Annotated in this window: 11 protein-coding genes, 1 tRNA gene and 2 pseudogenes; 6 read left to right on the forward strand and 8 right to left on the reverse strand. The window is 45.7% G+C overall.

Annotated features, from left to right (window positions below; genetic code table 11):
• Positions 1–282: 282 nt before the first annotated feature.
• Entirely contained in the window at positions 283–5829 is a 5547-nt protein-coding gene (locus tag ACO9K6_RS15855; protein ID WP_424768531.1) for an endo-1,4-beta-xylanase, read from the reverse strand.
• 678 nt (positions 5830–6507) lie between these two features.
• Between ACO9K6_RS15855 and ACO9K6_RS15860 the strand changes: the two genes are divergently transcribed.
• A complete protein-coding gene (locus tag ACO9K6_RS15860; RefSeq protein WP_424768532.1) occupies positions 6508–7137 on the forward strand; it encodes a YfbR-like 5'-deoxynucleotidase in 630 nt (209 codons plus the stop codon).
• 140 nt (positions 7138–7277) lie between these two features.
• Here the strand turns inward: ACO9K6_RS15860 and ACO9K6_RS15865 are convergent.
• The 4 genes and pseudogenes from ACO9K6_RS15865 to ACO9K6_RS15880 all read right to left on the reverse strand — a co-directional run bounded on the left by ACO9K6_RS15865 (position 7278) and on the right by ACO9K6_RS15880 (position 9609).
• Positions 7278–7383 (reverse strand) — tRNA-OTHER (locus ACO9K6_RS15865).
• Positions 7383–7451: pseudogene (locus ACO9K6_RS15870) on the reverse strand (hypothetical protein); the annotation flags it as partial. The pseudogene ACO9K6_RS15870 and the gene ACO9K6_RS15865, both read right to left, overlap by 1 nt.
• Before the next feature lie 66 nt (positions 7452–7517).
• On the reverse strand, positions 7518–8534 hold the full coding sequence (gene allD / locus ACO9K6_RS15875; protein WP_424768533.1) for an ureidoglycolate dehydrogenase: 1017 nt from the start codon (positions 8532–8534) through the stop codon (positions 7518–7520).
• A gap of 34 nt (positions 8535–8568) precedes the next feature.
• Positions 8569–9609 (reverse strand): C-terminal binding protein, encoded by a 1041-nt coding sequence (locus tag ACO9K6_RS15880; protein ID WP_424768534.1) that lies wholly within the window; start codon positions 9607–9609, stop codon positions 8569–8571.
• 587 nt (positions 9610–10196) lie between these two features.
• Here ACO9K6_RS15880 and ACO9K6_RS15885 point away from each other — a divergent pair.
• The 3 genes from ACO9K6_RS15885 (at position 10197) to ACO9K6_RS15895 (ending at position 12500) form a co-directional block, all read left to right on the forward strand.
• Positions 10197–10637, forward strand: coding sequence for a helix-turn-helix domain-containing protein (locus ACO9K6_RS15885; RefSeq protein ID WP_424768535.1), 441 nt, complete (start codon positions 10197–10199; stop codon positions 10635–10637).
• A gap of 426 nt (positions 10638–11063) precedes the next feature.
• Positions 11064–11195 carry a hypothetical protein gene (locus tag ACO9K6_RS15890; protein WP_424768536.1) on the forward strand — a complete coding sequence of 44 codons (132 nt, stop codon included), beginning with the start codon at positions 11064–11066 and terminating at the stop codon, positions 11193–11195.
• 90 nt (positions 11196–11285) lie between these two features.
• Positions 11286–12500 (forward strand): hypothetical protein, encoded by a 1215-nt coding sequence (locus tag ACO9K6_RS15895; RefSeq protein WP_424768537.1) that lies wholly within the window; start codon positions 11286–11288, stop codon positions 12498–12500.
• On the opposite strand, the gene ACO9K6_RS15900 is transcribed toward ACO9K6_RS15895, so the two are convergent.
• Both ACO9K6_RS15900 and ACO9K6_RS15905 read right to left on the reverse strand, forming a co-directional pair.
• Positions 12483–13541, reverse strand: coding sequence for a DNA cytosine methyltransferase (locus tag ACO9K6_RS15900; RefSeq protein WP_424768538.1), 1059 nt, complete (start codon positions 13539–13541; stop codon positions 12483–12485). The two genes, ACO9K6_RS15895 and ACO9K6_RS15900, sit on opposite strands and share 18 nt — an antisense overlap.
• A 382-nt stretch (positions 13542–13923) precedes the next feature.
• Complete coding sequence (locus tag ACO9K6_RS15905; RefSeq protein WP_424768539.1) at positions 13924–14880, reverse strand: 5'-nucleotidase; 957 nt, start codon at positions 14878–14880, stop codon at positions 13924–13926.
• A 787-nt stretch (positions 14881–15667) separates the two neighbouring features.
• On the opposite strand from ACO9K6_RS15905, the pseudogene ACO9K6_RS15910 reads away from it, so the two are divergent.
• Both ACO9K6_RS15910 and ACO9K6_RS15915 read left to right on the forward strand, forming a co-directional pair.
• Positions 15668–15772 (forward strand): annotated as a pseudogene (locus tag ACO9K6_RS15910) (type 1 glutamine amidotransferase domain-containing protein); the annotation flags it as partial.
• A gap of 134 nt (positions 15773–15906) precedes the next feature.
• Entirely contained in the window at positions 15907–16497 is a 591-nt protein-coding gene (locus ACO9K6_RS15915; protein ID WP_424768540.1) for a cupin domain-containing protein, read from the forward strand.
• Positions 16498–17106: 609 nt separating this feature from the next.
• On the opposite strand, the gene ACO9K6_RS15920 is transcribed toward ACO9K6_RS15915, so the two are convergent.
• Positions 17107–18861: a methyl-accepting chemotaxis protein gene (locus ACO9K6_RS15920; protein ID WP_424768541.1), complete on the reverse strand. Its 1755-nt coding sequence runs from the start codon at positions 18859–18861 to the stop codon at positions 17107–17109.
• Between the last annotated feature and the right edge of the window lie 6 nt (positions 18862–18867).

An 18867-nucleotide genomic window follows, 5' to 3' on the forward strand; every position in this document is an offset into this window, starting at 1 on the left:
GCACGCAAATGATGCAAGAGAGAATGCTATATTACGAACCCTATATTATCCTCTACTATTCATCTTACATTTGTCTACCCTAGAGTATGGGACTCGTAAGACAATCAGTTCAGCCTATTGTACTCTATATATCGGCTTTCTTGAATTCATTTCATACGTAAATTCAAGTAATTGGCTTACATTTAGCTGAACCACCGACTCGTATGCAATGTGAATATCTTCACTATTCATAGCAAGCGCACAAAAAAAGCGCCTCCCTGGGGAGACGCTCTAAGGATTTGCTTACTCGAGACCCATAGCGCGGTACAGAATGACTGCGGCTTGCGCGCGAGTCAACAGACCATCCGGCCTAATCTCTCCGTCGATTCCGTTCACGATCCCGGAAGCGACGAGCGCCGAAGCGCTGTCTTTCGCGTAATCCGCAATTGCGGAAGCATCCGAGAAATCGTTCATGGAGCCTGAAAATTCAAGCTGTTGACCTGCCGCTTCGAGCGCGCGCACCGTCAGCACCATCATTTCTTGGCGCGTGATCTGTGCTTGCGGGCTGAAGCGGCCGTTGCCTTCGCCTTTCGCGATTCCGAGTTCCTTCGCAATGCGAACGGCATCATAGTAGTAATCCGTAGCATTCACGTCGTCGAATGCCGTGCCGCCTTCGCTCTGAAGCCCAAGGGCACGAACGAGTAGCAGCAGGAAGTCCGCACGCTTGATGTTATCGGATGGCTTGAACTTCGTTTCGGATGCGCCTTGGATGACATCACGGGATGCCATGGCTTCGATCGCCGCTGTCGCCCATACGTATTGTCCGATGTCGTCGAATGATTTATCTACATGAACGACAGCATACGTACTAAAGTGAGTCGCCCGGAATACGACACTTCCCGTTGCCGTATCGTAACGTCCGTTCGGTACCGCTGTTGCGTTACCGTTGTCATCTACGTACCAAATTACGATTTTTCCCGGAGCTCGAAGCTCTTCGGCCGTCGGCTGGTACGGAATGGAGATCGTTACAGGCGCTTTCTGATTGTTCCAAATGATAGCTTGGTTATCCACATGCACTTGAAGGTCGATCGCCGGACGGCTGCCGATCTGGCTGCGAACAGCTTCGTCAGCGTTGTCAAGGTTAGCGGCTCCGAAGACAATCGAAATCATGACTGTCTCGGATACATCCAAATCTGTAAGCATATTGCTTGGAATTTGCACCGTGCCGATGTCCGTTTTGACCGTAATAACAAATTTGTCATTGCTATTTAACGCTTCTGCCGGCAATGCTACTTCGTAGCCTTGGGCGCCAGGTGCGGCTGAAAGTTCAACGACAACTTCTTTCACGCCATTCGCATTGGCGCTTGCATTCGCAAGTGCATTCCTCAGCTTCTCGTTGTTGATCGTGCCGAGCACGCGGCCGTTCGTGACTCCCGGCGTAACCGTGATTAAGTCGTCAGAAGGAGGCGTTACCGGAGAAGGTGATCCCGGAGGCGCGCTAGGCGCAGTAAACTGGAGAACACCAAATCTCGAAGTGTTCTGGTAAGACTGACCCGAAGGATCCGCCCAGTTCACAACGCTGTCTCTTGTGCCACTGCCGTCTTGATCGTTATTAACTTGGAGATCAAAGCCGATGACGGTTCCATCCTTCGGAGAGATCGTATCCAGCCTGATTGCTGCTTCTACCACGTAACCAACGCCGTCTACTACCTTTGTTGCCGAAGTGTAGCTGTCTTGGGAAGCGTGACCGCCTACCGTTTTAACGTTATTGAAATTAATCCGGTATTGACCATCGTCCGCTTGGTAAGCTGTCGTTTTTCCGTTGTTTTGGTCAACGAAAATTTCGACGGAGTCTTCTTCCCATGCGTTCTCGCTTGCGTCGCTTAACAGAGCATCAGTTACTACTGCATACACGTAGAGGTTTTGCTCATCCCACATCGTTTTGAACTTTGCTGTGGAACCGCTCGTTCCTTCTACCCATACTGTTGTTTCAAGCTCGTTTGCGTTCGCCCATACCGCATCGGCATCACCATCGATGACCGGAGTGCCTTTAACCGCCTGCGCAGACTTCGGAGCTGCAACAAGCGTCAGCTTGCCGTAGCCGGCCGTATCCTGATGCTGAAGGTTTCTTGGATCGCTCCAGGAAAAAATCGCTCCGTTCTGACCGTGCTCCGTACCGTCTTGTGCGCCGCCGGTCGTGATACGCAGATCAAAGGACACTTGCTTTCCTAACGTGTTAGCGCTGAGAGGAATATCATATTCTGCAACGTAACCGCCTGTCGTTTCTACGACATGGTTCACTGCACTGCGGGGAATTTCAATGACTGTAATCGTCCCGCCTTCGTTAATAAAAAATTCAATCTTATCTTCGGCAGTTTTGACGCTGTCTTGTACATGAGCAAGCACATACAAGTGATTGTCGTCCCAAAGCGTCTTGAAGCTCGCGCCAAAGGCGGCTGTTCTTTCCGTTTCCATCGCGGAAACGGTATTCCAAATGGCATCCGTTTGTCCATCGACAACTGGAGTGCCTTGAGCGGCATTGCCTGCCTTCGTAACAATCGGAAGCTTGGAAGGAACAAGATTCTTCACTGCTTCCACCATACCCCAATACGCATATTTGGCTTGATGGCGCTTATCGAAAGGGAATGGAGCGTCTTGACGAGTCGTACCGCGGTTATGCAACCAACTGTGATCGTCCGCAATACCCCAAATCGTTACGTTGCTGATCCAGCCGTCCGGATTAAACGCCGGAGAAGAAGGGTCTGCATTTTTACCCATATTATCCAATTTCACTAATTCCTCAAACAATTCCTTATACCGATAACCTTGTCTAATGAGGATATCCTCTGGAATAGGGTCGTACGCCGTGCTGTTGTTCGTATATACGGAAATATCAAGCTCTGTGATCTGGTTGTCAAATCCGGCTTCACCGAATTTCCGAATGGAATCGGAGATTTGTTGAATCGAAGGTCCGCTGATATTGATGTGAGTTTGGTGACCCACGCCGTCAATCGGCACGCCTTCAGCCTTCAGTTTGGTTACCAGGTTGAACAAGAAGTCACGTTTTTGCGGATTGTGCGTGCTGTAATCGTTAATATACAGCTTCGCGGTCGGATCCGCTGCGCGTGCCGCTTCGAATGCTACTTTGATGAAGTCAGTGCCCGTGATTCGGTACCAGTGGCTGTCACGCATACCGTCCGGACGGCCTTCGTCGATCACTTCGTTCACGACATCGTAATCATCCGCAACATCGGCGTATTTGGTGACGACCGTGGCAATATAAGCTCTTAGCCGGTTAAGAACCAGCTCCTTATTGGTTTCATTCGCTTCCAACCAGTTGCCTTGCGCGTCTTTCAGCATCCAGTCAGAGCCTTGTTGATGCCACAGCAAGGTGTGGAATCGGAGCGTCATGTTGTTGTCTTTGGCGTAGTTAACGATTGTATCTGCACCTGTGTAGTTAAACGTGTTTTCATTAGGATTGATCGAGGCAGGCTTCATAGAGTTTTCGGCCACGATCGAATTGTAATGCTTCTTAAGCAATTGATCTGCCGTACCCGTGAATTGAGCAGGCTCGACGGCAGCGCCAATTTCGAAATAATCCGAATAAAGATCCTTCAAGCTGTCAAGATCTGTTTGAACAGGAAGCGGTCCTTCCACTGGTCCGACATACGTCAATGCAAAATCGTCCATGTAGAACGATCTCGGTCCCCCGTTGTCGTCCGCCGTTTCCACGTAAGCATTCAAAACGGCAGGTGTTGTTCTCAAAGTGAACTTACCCGATAGCTGCACCCATTCGTCATCCGTTACCGTGGCATTTGCGGACACGTTCGTGAATGTGCTCTCGCCAGACTGAACGCTGAGCCTTAATCTGGTCGGCTGCTGGCCCGGTGCCATCTTCACCCAAGCCGACAAGCTGTACTCGTGGTTTCTGTGCATCTTACCAAGAACGTTCAACAGCGGACCGTCATATTGAGCGGAGGCTGTCGTCAGCAAGCTCTTGGAGCCGCTCGCCGTATAGTTCGCAACGGAAGTCACTTCGATCATGCCTTCACCGAATCTTCTTACCCATTCGCCTTGGCCATCTTCAAAGTCGGCGGTGAGGCCAGACTGATCCAAATCGCCTGGCTCCTCGCCAGTGCCTTCCGGCGTTACATCGACGATCTTAAACTCGTCAAGATACACATCAGCCAAAGAATTGGTAGCCTCAATATAGACGCGGAACTCCGTCGTATTGCTCGGAATTTCGTAGCCTTTTGTTTCAAAGGCCGTCCAAGCCGTACTAGTCACTTCTTTGTTTCCAATTACCCAAGGGAAATCTTCCGCGCCGCCGGAAATCATCTTCGATGCAAGATGGATGTTATCCGCTCCGGCACCCAATCTAAGCTTAAACGACACATCGTATTTACGGTCTGACTTCATAAGATTTGTTACATCTAAGCTAAGAGCGCTGTTTACTGCGGAGCGGCCCGAAAACTTCAGCGATTTCGTTCCGTCAGACGCTTGTTCGGAAGAGATAGCTGCCGTGCCCGCTCCACCCCAAGATAAACGTTCCCACCCGCCAATTGCGTCATCTTCAAAGCTTTGATTCAGCACAACTGTACCGGTTGGTGTTTCCGGCGGCGGAGTCGGTCCGCCAATCTTGGCGGCAAAGGTGCTCAGCGTATCATTGACCAGAATTATCTCACGGCCCAAAGCATATTTGTTGTCCGTCGGTCTGGTTATGCCGCTGCCCACTTTAAAGGCAAGCAAGATGCCATTTTCTTGTGCCGCAGCCTCAACTTCGGCGTTGTAGCCGCCATAAGGGTATGCCAGCATATAAGGATCTTGGCCCGTTATGCTCTTAAGGTATTGATTGCTTGCTGCAATTTCAGCTGCAGCCGCCTCTTTCGTCAACTCTTTCAAATCTGGATGGGTTTGGGTATGGTTCTGGAGGTCGATATTCGGATCCGATGACAGCTCCTGCAGTTGGGCTGCAGACATGCCATAATCGTTGATCCAATCATTAACGATAAACTGAGTCGCTTTCATTCCGTATTGCTTCAATACCGGGTAAGCGTTCGTATAAAAGTCCGGCGTCCCATCGTCAAAGGTTAGAAGGATCGGTTTTTCTGGAGGTGCGGCTCCATTGAGGATGATGTCGCGGTATGTTGCCGCAGACAACGTGGTATAGCCGTTGTCAGCAAGATATTTCATATGCGCCTTAAAGCTTTCCAGGCTGTATTGGTAGTCACCTGACGGGTTAGGGGTAATGACGTGGTACACCACAACAGGAACCTTCACTTCCGGTTCGGGCGGCGCGGAAACCAGCTTTACCTGAAACGTATCAATGTAATAAGACGCCGTAGCGCTGTCGGATTCAACATACACCTGGTACCTTGTAGCTCTTGGGTCTAAGGTAAAGTTTCCTTTGATTTCGACCCAATCGACGGCTGACACTTGCTGAGAGTTAATGTTTTTATACCTATCAGGATCGTCTCCCGACAAGCCTTCCTGGCTGACTGCCAGCTTAATTGCAGCTCCACCAGGTGTGCCTTCCAATAGCTTCGCATAAATCGAGAATTCATAGGTAGCTCCTTTTTCTAAAGAATCTACATAAGTTCCCGGACCATGCCAATTAGCCGTTCGCCCTGTTGTTTTTAGGCTTCCTGCTCCGCTTTGAGCGGTATCGGTCGAATGTACAACCGTTTCGGAGCCTCTTTTAAACCAACCGTCCACTCCTGTGTCAAAATTGCCGGTGATTACGGTATCTCCAACTGCAGCAGCTTTAGCGGCAGGTGCGATCCATGCCTGCGGAACTAACATTGCGACCGCTAAGCACACGGATAAGTAAACCTTAGACTTTTTCCACATTCCACTTTTCCCCCTTTAGCAATAAGGTGAAACATCCCAAGAGAACTTTTACGAAAAAGCTTTTTCTCATCATCATTTAGTAGAGTATTTCTTTTAACATGGCAACGCCGGTGCCAGTATTACGGAAACGTTCTTCTAAAATCTATTGCACATTCGCCTTTATCTCCTCCTCTAAGCCGCATTTTCAAGCCATTTGTGAAGCGCTTTCAAAAATTCAACGAATAGTGAGACCTCCTTCTAAGAAGCATCTTACTCCGTTTACCATCTGAGAATAACCCCAAAAATTATAGTTGTTATTTCAATAATTTAATAACAAGGAGCAAGAATACTTTTAAGGAAAAACGGTTAACTTGCTTAATGAACGACAGTAGATTGGCACAAGACGGTTCGCCAGCCTTGACGAATATCGAACTATCTTGGGGCTAAACCTTGAGTCATTAAGATTGCCAATAAGCATTGAAATTGATTTACATGGTGGAGGCGCGGGGATTTAAATCCCTGTCCGAAGCTCGCGCCGCACAGGCCTCTACGGGTATAGTCACAGTTTTGATGTCACGAAAACTATTCAGTCGGATTTATGTAATAACTCCCTGTTTCCGTTAATTATCCAATAACAAATAGAGTTTATACTTGCATAAAACGTCACGCATTTTATCATCATAGAAAGGAATTCACAATATGGGTATTCATACGTATTTCCAATCGCTAACCGATTTAGAGCGAATTATCCGTTGCCCAGGTAAATTCAAATTTCAGGAGCATAGCGTAGCTGCTCACTCCTGGAAGGTAGTTCAATATGCCAAGACATTGGCGGATATTGAAGAAAGTAATGGAGTCACTGTGGATTGGAAAAAGCTATACGAAATAACTAGCAGTCATGATTACGGGGAAATTTTTATTGGAGATATTAAAACACCTGTGAAGCACTACTCGCTAGAACTTCGAGCGATGCTGCAAAAAGTAGAAGAAGGAATGGTCGCTCATTTCATTAACGAGCATATTCCGGAAGAATTTAAGCACATATTTCGCGGGCAACTGCGTGAAGGCAAAGACGATTCAGTGGAAGGTAAAATACTAGAAGTTGCTGATAAACTCGATCAGATCTACGAGGCCTTTGCAGAGCTGCAACGAGGCAACACAGAAAAGGAATTCATCTTGATGTATCGGAATGCACTTATAAAAATTAAAGGAATCAAGCTTCATTGCGTTAAATACTTTATTCAAAATATTTTACCTGACATGGTTAGTGAAGGATCAAGATCTCCTATAGATATAGATAAGATTACGAGGGAAGCGTTAGCGTCATAATAATGTTACTTCTTTTCAATCTTTCTTATATTCCTCTGACTTTCCACCACCCACTAGTTTGTCCCCACTTTCTTCTATGATCAAATAAATTCTCAATCTATACAAAAAAGCCAGCCTCTTGTGGCTGGCTTTTTTGATGATGGAGGCGAGGGGATTTGAACCCCTGTCCGAAGGCCACGTCACAGGACCCAGCTTACACGATAACCAAGCCTCGAAAGACCGATAGCCACATTGGTTTTCGCCCCCGCAAGACTGCGGGTAAATTGGGTGACCTGATGAAGCGGAGCGGTCTCGTCCGCGATAAACATGGCCATCGCTTCCCCGAAAGTCACGACATCGAATTTGTTCGCTATTTTACCGCTCCCTCTCTCTCTGAACCGTTAAACCTGTGACAAATAGGCATAGACGGATTCCGTAACTGGAATACCTTCTTTCATGCGCATGTCAGCCTTTAGTTGTTCCGGTTCGCCCGGCACCATAACGCGATCCGTTCCTTCAGCAGGCTCAGCTTTATGAATTTCATCGATCATATGATCCATATTTGCCAGAAAGGCCTGCGGGTCCGTAAACATCGCTGGGTTGAAAACACAATAAAAATGTCCAAGCTTTCGCTTGTTTTCGTATTCACCGTACATAGGTACAATGTGAGGACCGAAGGCGGATCCGGTCAACAAGCCGGAAAAGATATCAACAACCATGGCCAATCCATAACCTTTAGGACCTGCAAAAGGAAGAAGGGCTCTTACATCATGCGCGTTAGAAGTAGGTTTTCCGTCCTCATCGACACCCCAGTCGCTCGGTATGTCTTCCTGACCAGACTCCCTGGCATGCAGAATCTTTCCAAAAGCCACATTGCTGGTGGCCATATCCAGAATAATCGGTTTATTCCTGCCGGCGGGAAAACCGTAAGCGATTGGATTCGTTCCGAAGAAGGGCTTTGCCCCTCCGAACGGAACCGTGACTTTATCGGTATGGGTCATGGCCATTCCAATTAAACCCTCGTCAATCGCCTGTTGTACGAAGTAGGATAAAGCTCCGCAATGGCTGCTGTTGATGACACCAACAGCTCCGATTCCGTTCTTCTTCGCCAATTCGATCGCATAATCCATCGCGTTTTTGGATATCACATGGCCGAAGCCGTCGTCTCCATCATAAATAGCCGATGTAGGTCCAGTTGTTTGGACAGAAAATTGAGGAGTTATGTTGATTCCACCTGCTTGAACTCTCTTGACATAGTGTTCTGTCCGCAGCACCCCGTGAGAGCTCACCCCGCGCAGATCTGCATGGACCAATACATCCGCAACGGTACGCGCGTGCTCTGGGCTGACTCCTGCTTGAATCAGTTTATTGGACGAAAGCTGAATTAAGTTTTCATAAGAAACGATTACATCTGCCATGGGTTGTCCCTCATCCTCTCTTATCCCGTACCTTTCACATCTTTGAAGCCAATATCATGTATCTTTGTTCGGGTAGGTTAGTCTTAAGGTTCGCTTTATTTTTTACTTCCTGATTGAATAAGTATTTTGGATATTCACCATGCAGGAGCACATCGGCTACCCCCATTGCAGCTTTAAACCGCATTTCTGCTGCCGCTTCTTCCGAATACCATGCGACATGAGGAGTTAATATCACGTTGTCCATCATCATAAAAGGATGATTAGGAGCAATCGGTTCTTTCTCCATTACATCCAGCGCCGCCCCTGCTACACGTCTTTCCGATAAAGCTTCCATCAAAGCACTTTCATCGACGACAGGACCGCGGGAAGTATTGATAACAACCGCGTCTTTCTTCATATATCCAAACTGTTCCTTACCCAACATTCCTCTTGTGGATGGGGTAAGCGGCGTATGTATCGAAATGAAATCGGCTCTTTGGCACAACGTCTTCAATGAGACCAGCTCTACGCCCGCTTCAGCTGCAGCCGCAACGGCGGCATAAGGATCATAGGCGATCACTTGCAGGCCAAGAGGTTTAACCTTAGCTGCTAACGATTGCGCGATCATGCCGAATCCTACCAAACCAAGAACCCGGTCTCTTAAACGGTAAATGGGCATGACAGCTTTATAATCCCATAGACCGCTTTTCACGTCCCGGTTTGCCTGCGTAATTTTCCTCGTCCAGCTAAGCAGTAAGGCCAGCGCGTGATCCGCAACTTCATCCTTGCAGTAATCCGGTACATTGGCAACGCAAATACCTTTTGACGTGGCAGCTTCCACGTCAATCGTATCAACCCCTACGCCGTACCGGGTGATCACCCTGCATTGATCCAACTGTGCTATAACCCTCGCGTTTATTGGAGCGTACTGGTTGATAATGCCATGAGCATCCCGGCAAGCATCGATGACATCCTGCTCTGTACGGCACTGGGCAGAAACAAATTCAATTTGCTCATGCTGAAGCACTTGTTCTTCATAGTATAGGTCGGCATACTCACGATCGGTCACAACTACTTTCCATTTTCGGTCTGTCATGACTGCAGTTCCTCCCGGAATAGGATTACTCGAATACCCTGCACAAGAGTATCCCGTTTTTTAATTTTTACAACGCAATCGCTTACAATCTGATCGTTTAGTTGGAATTTTAACATATTTTTCTTGGCTTGTATTGAGAGAAATTAACCGTTTACAGACTGGTCCAATAAGAAGATACATGGTGATGCCAGTTGCGCCTGCGCAAAACTACATTTCACCGCCCTAATTAAATTTATGAAGTCTTTTGCTTTTTTGATTTACTTTATCACATACTTATACAGCAAAAATCCACAACCTCATGCGGTTGTGGATTTACTTGGTGGAGGCGAAGCGTGGCTTAGCAAATCCACAATCCGTCGCCGCGTGATGCTGAGGATGTTTGGGGAAGTGGCTTAAGTTGTAGTACTACAATACAAACACACTACAAATATGCACAATACATCCCTTAAATAGGAAAATCAATAATACAAACACATATTAACCATAGGTATAAGGAGATGACATGTTGTCTATAATGCTTAAAGCAGGGGTAATAAATTAGATCCGCGACCCCATGCCGTACAACCCATGGGAGTTGACAAAAATAAATGAAAAAATTTACAACAAAACAGATCGGAGATGAACTAGGAGTAACAGAAGAAACAGTCCGAAGATGGATACGTGCGGGATTACTGTCAGCGGAATTGAGCGGAAAAACCTATTACATTCCGGAGAACGAAGTCAAAAATTTTACTGAAAGCAAAGGAAAGTCATTCCAAAACGAATCTCAAACAGACGAAAAAAATTTATGCTTCGAAAGATTACTAGCCTCTAGTGTTTCTACAGAAATGAGTAAAAACCTCCAGAATAAACCTTTTTGCTTGTATTCAGGAGTAGGAAGTGGTTTAGCCCCCGGTTTAGCCCCCGTCTTTGAAGCTATAGGATCAGTGATTGGAGTCGCTATCTCTACTGCTATAAAGACAATGCTATTGGATGATAACCTCGAGGTAATGTTCGAAAAATTAGAACAAAAACAAAAAATAAATTAGCTAAAGGAGCTGCTTGTCCAGATGAAAATCAAACCCGATCCTCTATTAATTTTGGGAGAAGAACCCGATTGGATTAGAGTTATACGTATACTTTTGGGGAGGTGATAGAATGGATCCAGTTTCCCTATTTACTGCGGGGGTTACTTTTGGCGTTACTACGTACTTAACTATTAAAGGAAAAAGATAAGTACTAAGACATCCTGAACCTTAAATTATCGTTTTCAAGAAATAATTTTAAAGGAGTGACATACTATGGGTTGGTTCATTGCTGGTGCTGTTTTTGGTGTAACAGTTTGCGTAGTCGCAGAAGTGGCAACACAAAGTTCATCAAGTGTCAGGTCATACAACTAAAACACCGAACCCCATGCGCTTTGAACTGCACCCCGATTGTTAGACACCATCTAACAGTTGGAGGTGCATTTTTTTATGGCTAAATTTAGTACTGAAGAGAAGCTTCAAGCTGTACAAGCTTATTTGGCCGGGAAAGAATCGTCACCTAGTTATCGTACCTTGCCAATAATGGGTTCCCATGATCAGCCGCATTTGAGAAAATTCTAAATTGTTTTCTCATCTTTTCTCGTAACGCTGCCCTCAAGTCACTTTCCCAATCCGACTGCTTCCGCTTCTGGGAGTTTCCGATGCTATGTCATGCCGGAATTCAGTGCTTATGAACGCAAAAAAGGCACAGCAACATTTCGCTGCTTCGCCCCGAGTTTCAATAATCGTACTGAACATAATTTGAGGCTATTATGGGGATATTTATCTCAGGTGATGACGGAGATGATATTTAACTATGATTTGTTCATCGAATACGTCAAAGACGTGTTCAGCGATAATCCATACGCGTTTGAGATTTGTGCGACCGATATGTGGTGTCTAAAGGATAACACCGAATATGAAAATATCTTTATAACCAGATCACAAAATGACAAAGGCATTGATGCGATCGTTATACCACAAGAAAATGTGCATTATCATGGCAGAAAATTCTTCCTGATTCAAGTAACGATGGCAAACAAATCTGATGCGTCATTGGTGTCATTTTTGAAAGACCCTTCAATTTCTTATCCGAATCTTATTCCTACCGATGGAAAGTGTAAGAGGATTGTCTTGGCCCTTGGAACTGCAACTTGCTCAGACCCCACAGTGGAAATCATTTCTGGAACTAATCTGGCAAATTTTATATTGGAGGTTGGGATGAGGTTTAACATAATAAGGGACGGGAGATTTACAGATGATTATCTATCAAATGTTATGTATCGTGCAGACCTTTGGGGAAATGCTCATAATTCCACAGAAAAAGCAGCATTGATGCCTGAGCTGTCTCGCACATTCATCTTAAATCATACCTTACTAAGGAACGGGAGGCTAAATCTTCCACGTGACTTGAGCAATATTATTCGTCATCATGAGGAAAGAATTCTTAGAATTACGACGTCTTCTGAACGTGAAAGATTTATGGTTTATTTCACGCTCAAGGCCGAAAGCAGAGGATTGCTCCTTGATAACGGAAAGAAGAGGCTGGCACTGATGGTGGGTGAGCACTTGAACTATGATGCCGAATTTGAGATCGCCCCCACAAAAAGGTATCTAACTATAAAATTACCAAATACAAATGTCGCTTTGGCTCATTTGGACTGGTCTTACGATTCTCTAAACGCCCGCCATTGCATCTTCGGATTTAAATGTCTATACGACGATGTCCGTCGCCTGGACCCCCGAATTAAACCAATTGAAGCTGTGAACAACCACTTGCACTTTAAGATGAAGACTGCATTAACGGATCCTTCCATAGACGATGGAGGATTGATAAGAGAACTAGTTCTTAGTTCACGCGAAGCAATGTTAGCTGTCCATGTGTAGTCGGATCGTACGAGCTATAGCTTGAGAAACAAGTGGTGGAACAGCATCACCTATTTGCAAACGAAGTTCTACCTTACCACCGTAAAATTTGAATGAATCGTCAAATGATTGTATCCGAGCCGCTTCTCTTGGCGTAAAACACCGGTTAAGCAATGGGTGGACACTTTCCCCGTCACCCGTTGGAACATCGTATCTAGACGTTATCGTACGAGAGGGACGGTCGTAGTGCGGTCTATAATATGCTCCAGAAAACTTAGAGCCCTCAGTTTGGAAGCTAGTCGTTCCTGCCCACGACTTCCCTGGGCTGGTCTCCTCAAGCTTTGCGATGACATCTTCCCTATGTTTAGTTGGGTAATGATTCCACACCTTGTTACCCACGCAGCGTCTTGATCTCTGATATTCGGTAATCGGTTTAGGCAATTGTATTTCAATATCCGTGCTTGATTCCATACCTACCAAGTCGCCGATAGCATCTTCAAGGGTAACAGGTTCATTTGGTACTTGGTCAAAATTTAGCTTAATGCCTAAATTGTTCCCGATTAGAAATCCACGAACTCGCGACTGTGGTACACCAAAATTTACTGCGTTTAAAACGTGTAACTTGACGTGATAACCATAAGGACGAATTGCCCTTGCAAGAAATTCACCATCGATGGTTTTAAAGTAGGATTCCACATTTTCCATTACAAACCAGGTTGGTTCCAATGCAACAACCAACCTCATAAAATGCTCTGGAAGGCTTTTTCTTACGTTAGTTGGTGTTAGCGTAAAACACCGGCCACGGATTGAAGGAGAGAAATCGCGACACGGCGGACTGCCAATCAGAACATCAATGGGGGCGTTTTTTACAACTTCACGTATTTTCCACCCGGGCAAGTTAGAAATATCTGTTTTCTGAAAGTATTTTGGCTTTATATTACTTCGGTAAGTTATTTCTTTGTGATGCTCATTGTCAACCCCGAGCAACATATTAAATCCTTCCTTCTTGAATCCTTCAGAAAAGCCTCCTGAACCGCAAAAAAGGTCGACAACATTATACAAATACAATCCCCCCTCGTCTTATCAAAACTTTATGAGAAGGGGGAATTGTCCTATTCCCTTGTTTTAAGAAGTTGCCGAAGGAGTGAATAAATAAGCGACAGAGGGCAGAATTGTTAACATTGGGTAAGAGCAGGTTATCGAGTGCCTGTTTTTAAGAATACGGGATTCTAAGCTCATAAAAAGGTTTAATATAAAAGCGACGGTACAGCAGGAAGCGTATGAACGCAACCAACCGTACCGTCGCTATATGTGAGTTATGCTCAGAATTTCATCTTGGAATCGTGTCGAACTATCCAGATTAAAAATTGTGGTTTTGCATGGACAAGGGTTCGAAAAACTGAACCGTGGCTGTGCAAAACCACAATTCGCCGGAGCGTATTAGTTAGGATGTTTGGGGAGGTGGTGTCAACGACTTAACCTTATTGACAACCCCAAAAGGAACATGCGCGGTTGGAGAAACACTCGATACTCCCTCAATATGACCTACCTGATCGTCGAAAAAGATATGAGGACGAAATACCTTTAATACTCTCCCCTTCTCTATTCCGCCCAGGAAGAAAGCTTCGTCAACCAGTATGCCAAGAGTTCTTAGCGTCGTTACTACGCGTTCATGTGCAGGTGCATTTCTAGCCGTTACTATAGCTATCCGGACACGCGGGGAATACGCATTATCCTTCTGCTTCTTCTTCCATTCACGCTGCTGAAGAGTGGCTACTTCACCAAAAAATTTGAAAAGCGGTCCGGGCGGCAGAGCTTCGCTTGCCTTTTGCCTCTCATTCTCATGAAATCCTTCCATTCCAAGAGCCTGATAGATCCCTTCCGCTGAATCGTCGGCAATAATACCGTCAAAGTCAAACGCAATCCGAAGTTCCAACTCTTTCTCATCATCAACAAATCCAGTAGGAAACACCTGGGCGGCTGGCAAGCCCATTTCAATGGCAGATCGCACATCGTTAGGATCTGCCGAAAGAAATAATGAAGCGTTAAATGCATTCATGTAAATGAATGGATTCGATCCTGCAACGAATGCAGCACGAGATATCGAAAGTCCATAGTGTTGAATAGATTTGAAAACACGAAGACCCGTATCGGGATCGTTCCTCGACAGTAACACGACCTCAACCGGTTGGTCGGCCGGATCATCACCGTTGATCATGAGTAGACGTTTGATCAAAGGGAAAGCAACTCCCGGTTCTAGCACATCCTGTTCATGATCATGTTGATATTGGCGATATTCTTCCTCTCCCTTTTCCTTAAATACCTTGTCGGACTCCTCCAAGTTGAAAAGGGCACTTGAGGCGACAGCTACTACAAACTTCTCTTCTATTGGAAAAGGCATGGTCTCCTCCTTACTGTTATATGTAAAATAGTAAATTCCAGTGGGGAAAAGCCAGTCCCTTCCCGCTGATTATCATCTCAATTAATATTACATCAATATTCGACTCAATCTTCCAAATTCCTTCACTTACAATGAAAAAGTAACCAATCAACGTCGCAATGACGTAAGTAGGGTACTTCTATTAGTCACAAGCACGTTGAACCCCTATCCAGTATTATTAGTTGTGGTTTTAGAGTTCACAAAAGCGAGGGGATTTGAACCCCTGTCCGAAGATCATGCCACACGGCTTTCTACGGGTGTAGTCACAGTTTTAATGTCACCCGAGCAGCGCCTGCCTCGAAAAATCACCTTTCAGCAAAATGTTCAACTAGATTATGAGCGATAATTTCTAATGTATGCAATCCTTTTGCTATATCGACTATAAACTCCACTGCATATTTACGTTCCATTTGCAGATTATTTCCATTGTGAAAACAATGATTTTTGACTAGGGATTCTAATAATGCTTAAGCCTTCAGGACGGACGTTATCGGGCAGTTTTACCTTGTCGGACTTTTTTTAGCACAACTTCACCGCCCTCATTTTCGATGAATTCTATCATCCCCTTGCGACAATTTTAACTTTACCGCTAAGCTTTTAGTGAGCTTACACCCAAACTGTTCCCCATTCGCCCAACTTTACGCGAGTAACGAATTACCTTTCGTTTATCGTTCGCCAATTTGATAACACCGTTCATTCTCATTTTCTCGTTCAGGAGACTTAGATCCCGCGGCACTATAATATAGTTCCGAATTGGACTTCTCACTATGAAGCGGATGGCAATCTGATTACGGGACAAAACCTTCAATCGGCTCTGGCGGTGACAAGAGCAGTCACTACCAATCTCGGATAAACGAGTTCCACCATGCTCTTCGTATTTCCGACAGACATGTTGAACAAAAGAATTTTCCATGATTTTGAAGGTACTATAGACTACAATTTTCTGATATGTAATAATATCGTTGACTAATAACTGGGAGGGTGTCCATGATTAAGGCTAATTTTATCATCGAAAATCCTTTAACCCATTCGTCAACAAAAGTGATAGAAAGCGATCAAGAGACGAATGGAATGGGATGGTTACTAGAGGTAACGTGTCAGCCCAAATCAAAACCTGACATTAAGGAGCACATTCATCTTAGTTGGACAGAGACGTTTACAATCATGTCGGGAGAAGCTTTTTATAAAGTGAATGGCACGGAAAGACGAGCGTCTACTGGGGAAAGTTTTACCGTTATGCCAGGTCAGAAACACGTACACCCTTGGTGCGCAGGAAACGAGCCTCTTGTCTATACGCAAAAAAACGAATTCGACAAGCATTCGCCTGAAGCCGTGCAAGAGGTGCTGGGCGTGTTCGCAACGGTCGCTGCGCTTGCTCGTGAAGGCAAAGTCAACAAGGATGGGCTTCCCAAAAATCCGCTTCAGTTAGCCGCTACGTTAAGAACATTAGCCAAACATGGCGGATATGACGCCAGCATTCCAATAGGAGCAACCAAAATCATAAGCGGAACGTTGGGTAAACTCGCCGAGTTGTTAGGGTATCAAGGAGTCTATTCGAGATATTTGGAAAATCAGTAAAGAGAACAATCGAAAACGACGGCGCCTGTTCGAAAACAACGCCACAGTCTTTCTACGGGTGTAGTCACAGTTTGATGTCACCCAAAAACATATTCCTACTCCACAATTATTTTCACTTGATCTGCCCCATTATAGCCGTAAACTTTTCGATTCCAATAGGCAATCATAGGCTGAACTCTTCCGTATGTCCTTGGCCCCAGTTTCGGTTTACTTCCCACTCATAGCCCCAGCGCACCCATTAATACGGCTCAAAAGAGGGTCTTCGCGAGGGAGCTGTCAAGTGTACGAACTTGATAATCCTCTTCATATGTCGAACCATGAAGGAAGTCCAAAACAACACCGCCTAACTTGAATTATTAATGCCTATCGTCCCTCTAGGTTGCTTAACTATATAGATTCGACAAGAATTCACAAACATCTTCCATACATCCATAAGGCCCGTTTATTATAGTCGTGTTTAATCATTTTGAATTCAGAACTAAGCTTCCACTGATGTCTTCGTTCAGGCATAAAGCTCCACCACAATAAAAAACCCTGACCTCGTGCGGTCAGGGTTCTTATGGTGGAGGCGAACCGTGGCCAGGTAAATCCACAATCCGGCCGAATTTTTTAGAGTTTGAACTTTACGATCGCTGCTTCAAGACCCGAACTGCGCTCCTTCAACAGCTCGGTCGTTTCGGCAATTCGTTTCGCAGCTTCTAACTGATGAGCCGACATCCTTTGAATAGATGCCGCATTCTCCGCAGCAGCTTTTGATATCTGAGATATTTGGTCTACCGATGCGGCAGACTCCTCTGAAGAGGCCAGAACCTCTTCCGCAGCCGCGGAAATCTCTTGGATTTGACTGTTCACCACAATGAATTGATCAATCGTGTGGTTGAACAGCGCTTCCACTTGGTTCGAAAGCGCTCTTCCTTTGATCATTTCTTCGCCTTCCTCCAACATCCTCTCGCCGATATGAGCTGCCTCCTGTTGAATTTGCTGAAGAAGCGAAGTGATGTGCATCGCAGAAGCGGAAGAAGTCTCGGCGAGCTTACGTACTTCGCCCGCTACGACGGCAAAACCCGCTCCATGCTCTCCCGCCCTTGCGGCCTCTATGGAAGCGTTAAGTGCCAGCATTTTGGTTTGGCTAGAAATATTTGTAATCAATGTCAGCACGGGTTCAATCTCATCCATGTAAGTATTGAGAACCTGTACAGAATTTGTCGTCTGTTCCACGGCATTGGAAATAGATGCCACCTGTTCCCCCAGCCGATGGATGGAGCTTCTTCCTTGCTCCGCCGTTTCGAGCGCTTCACTGGAAGTGCTTGAAACATTCGCTGAAGCTTCTGAAACGCGATGGATAGCTGAAGTAATCTCCCCCATCGATTTAGCGCTTTCCTCTGCATTTAAACGTTGATTCTGGGCTCCATCAGCCAATTCCGTGATAGATTGCTCGAGCTGCACGTTGAGGGTAACCAATTGGTTCGTCTCTGACTTGAACTGATCGGTAGAATGTACGAGATCCTGCGTTGTTATTGCCATATCGTGAATTACATCCCCGAGTGTGACGCCAAGTCTCTCCGTCATCCTGATCATTGCCGAGTATGCTTGTCCTATTTCGTCTTTCGAGCTTAATCGTGTGGTACCAAGCTGAGCTTTCGCTTCCGCCAGATCTCCCCGGGCAATGGCCTCTGCTCCTTTTACGATAATTCCTAAAGGCCGCAACGCACGAGACATCAACCCTATAATTAAGATAAAAACAATTAACGTAAGTGCGCCCATCATGACAAGTAACGGTGTACTTTTATCAATGACTTCCCGATAAATCGTATCCGATACAGATATATCCGTATCGATTCCTAATGCCCCAATAACCACCCCAGCCGAATTGTGAAGAGGTGCATAAGAGGATATGTAGCTTCCATAATCCGGGTTTTGCTGAATGCCGGTTTTGGCAGACTTCCCTTTCAATACCGCGTCTAGCGCTTCCGGCGGCATATCTGTCACCTCGCCGATCGGAGACGCTGAGTCCGATCCGCGCGGTTGACCGTCAATTAGAATGATGGGCTGCCCTTTGTCGTCAACTTTTACCGTATATACATACAATGCGCCGATCTGCATGCGATAACGATCCAATTCTTCACGAAGGCTCCAATATAGATCGTTCTCCCCGATATCATTCAAATAGGACTCATAGGACTTCAAATTGAATTGTCCTGCATAGGCCTCCGCTACATGCATACTGAAATTTCCTATCGCTTCTTCACTTGCCTTCTTGGTATTCTGTATCTGCAAGTATATCAGGGCAGCGGACAGGCCAACGAGAATGATGAGAATAATACTAGATAGCTTTACTACTAACCGATTCCTATAACTAAACATGATGTC

The organism is Paenibacillus praedii (assembly GCF_049725345.1).
GTDB lineage: Bacteria > Bacillota > Bacilli > Paenibacillales > Paenibacillaceae > Pristimantibacillus.

Excerpts from the sequence above, each read along its gene's own strand:
- ACO9K6_RS15920 (WP_424768541.1), bottom strand. The coding sequence starts at position 18,861 with ATGTTTAGTTATAGGAATCGGTTAGTAGTAAAGCTATCTAGTATTATT.
- ACO9K6_RS15860 (WP_424768532.1), top strand. The coding sequence starts at position 6,508 with ATGGGTATTCATACGTATTTCCAATCGCTAACCGATTTAGAGCGAATT.
- allD (WP_424768533.1), bottom strand. The coding sequence starts at position 8,534 with ATGGCAGATGTAATCGTTTCTTATGAAAACTTAATTCAGCTTTCGTCC.
- ACO9K6_RS15915 (WP_424768540.1), top strand. The coding sequence starts at position 15,907 with ATGATTAAGGCTAATTTTATCATCGAAAATCCTTTAACCCATTCGTCA.
- ACO9K6_RS15905 (WP_424768539.1), bottom strand. The coding sequence starts at position 14,880 with ATGCCTTTTCCAATAGAAGAGAAGTTTGTAGTAGCTGTCGCCTCAAGT.
- ACO9K6_RS15890 (WP_424768536.1), top strand. The coding sequence starts at position 11,064 with ATGGCTAAATTTAGTACTGAAGAGAAGCTTCAAGCTGTACAAGCTTAT.
- ACO9K6_RS15885 (WP_424768535.1), top strand. The coding sequence starts at position 10,197 with ATGAAAAAATTTACAACAAAACAGATCGGAGATGAACTAGGAGTAACA.
- ACO9K6_RS15855 (WP_424768531.1), bottom strand. The coding sequence starts at position 5,829 with ATGTGGAAAAAGTCTAAGGTTTACTTATCCGTGTGCTTAGCGGTCGCA.
- ACO9K6_RS15880 (WP_424768534.1), bottom strand. The coding sequence starts at position 9,609 with ATGACAGACCGAAAATGGAAAGTAGTTGTGACCGATCGTGAGTATGCC.
- ACO9K6_RS15895 (WP_424768537.1), top strand. The coding sequence starts at position 11,286 with ATGCCGGAATTCAGTGCTTATGAACGCAAAAAAGGCACAGCAACATTT.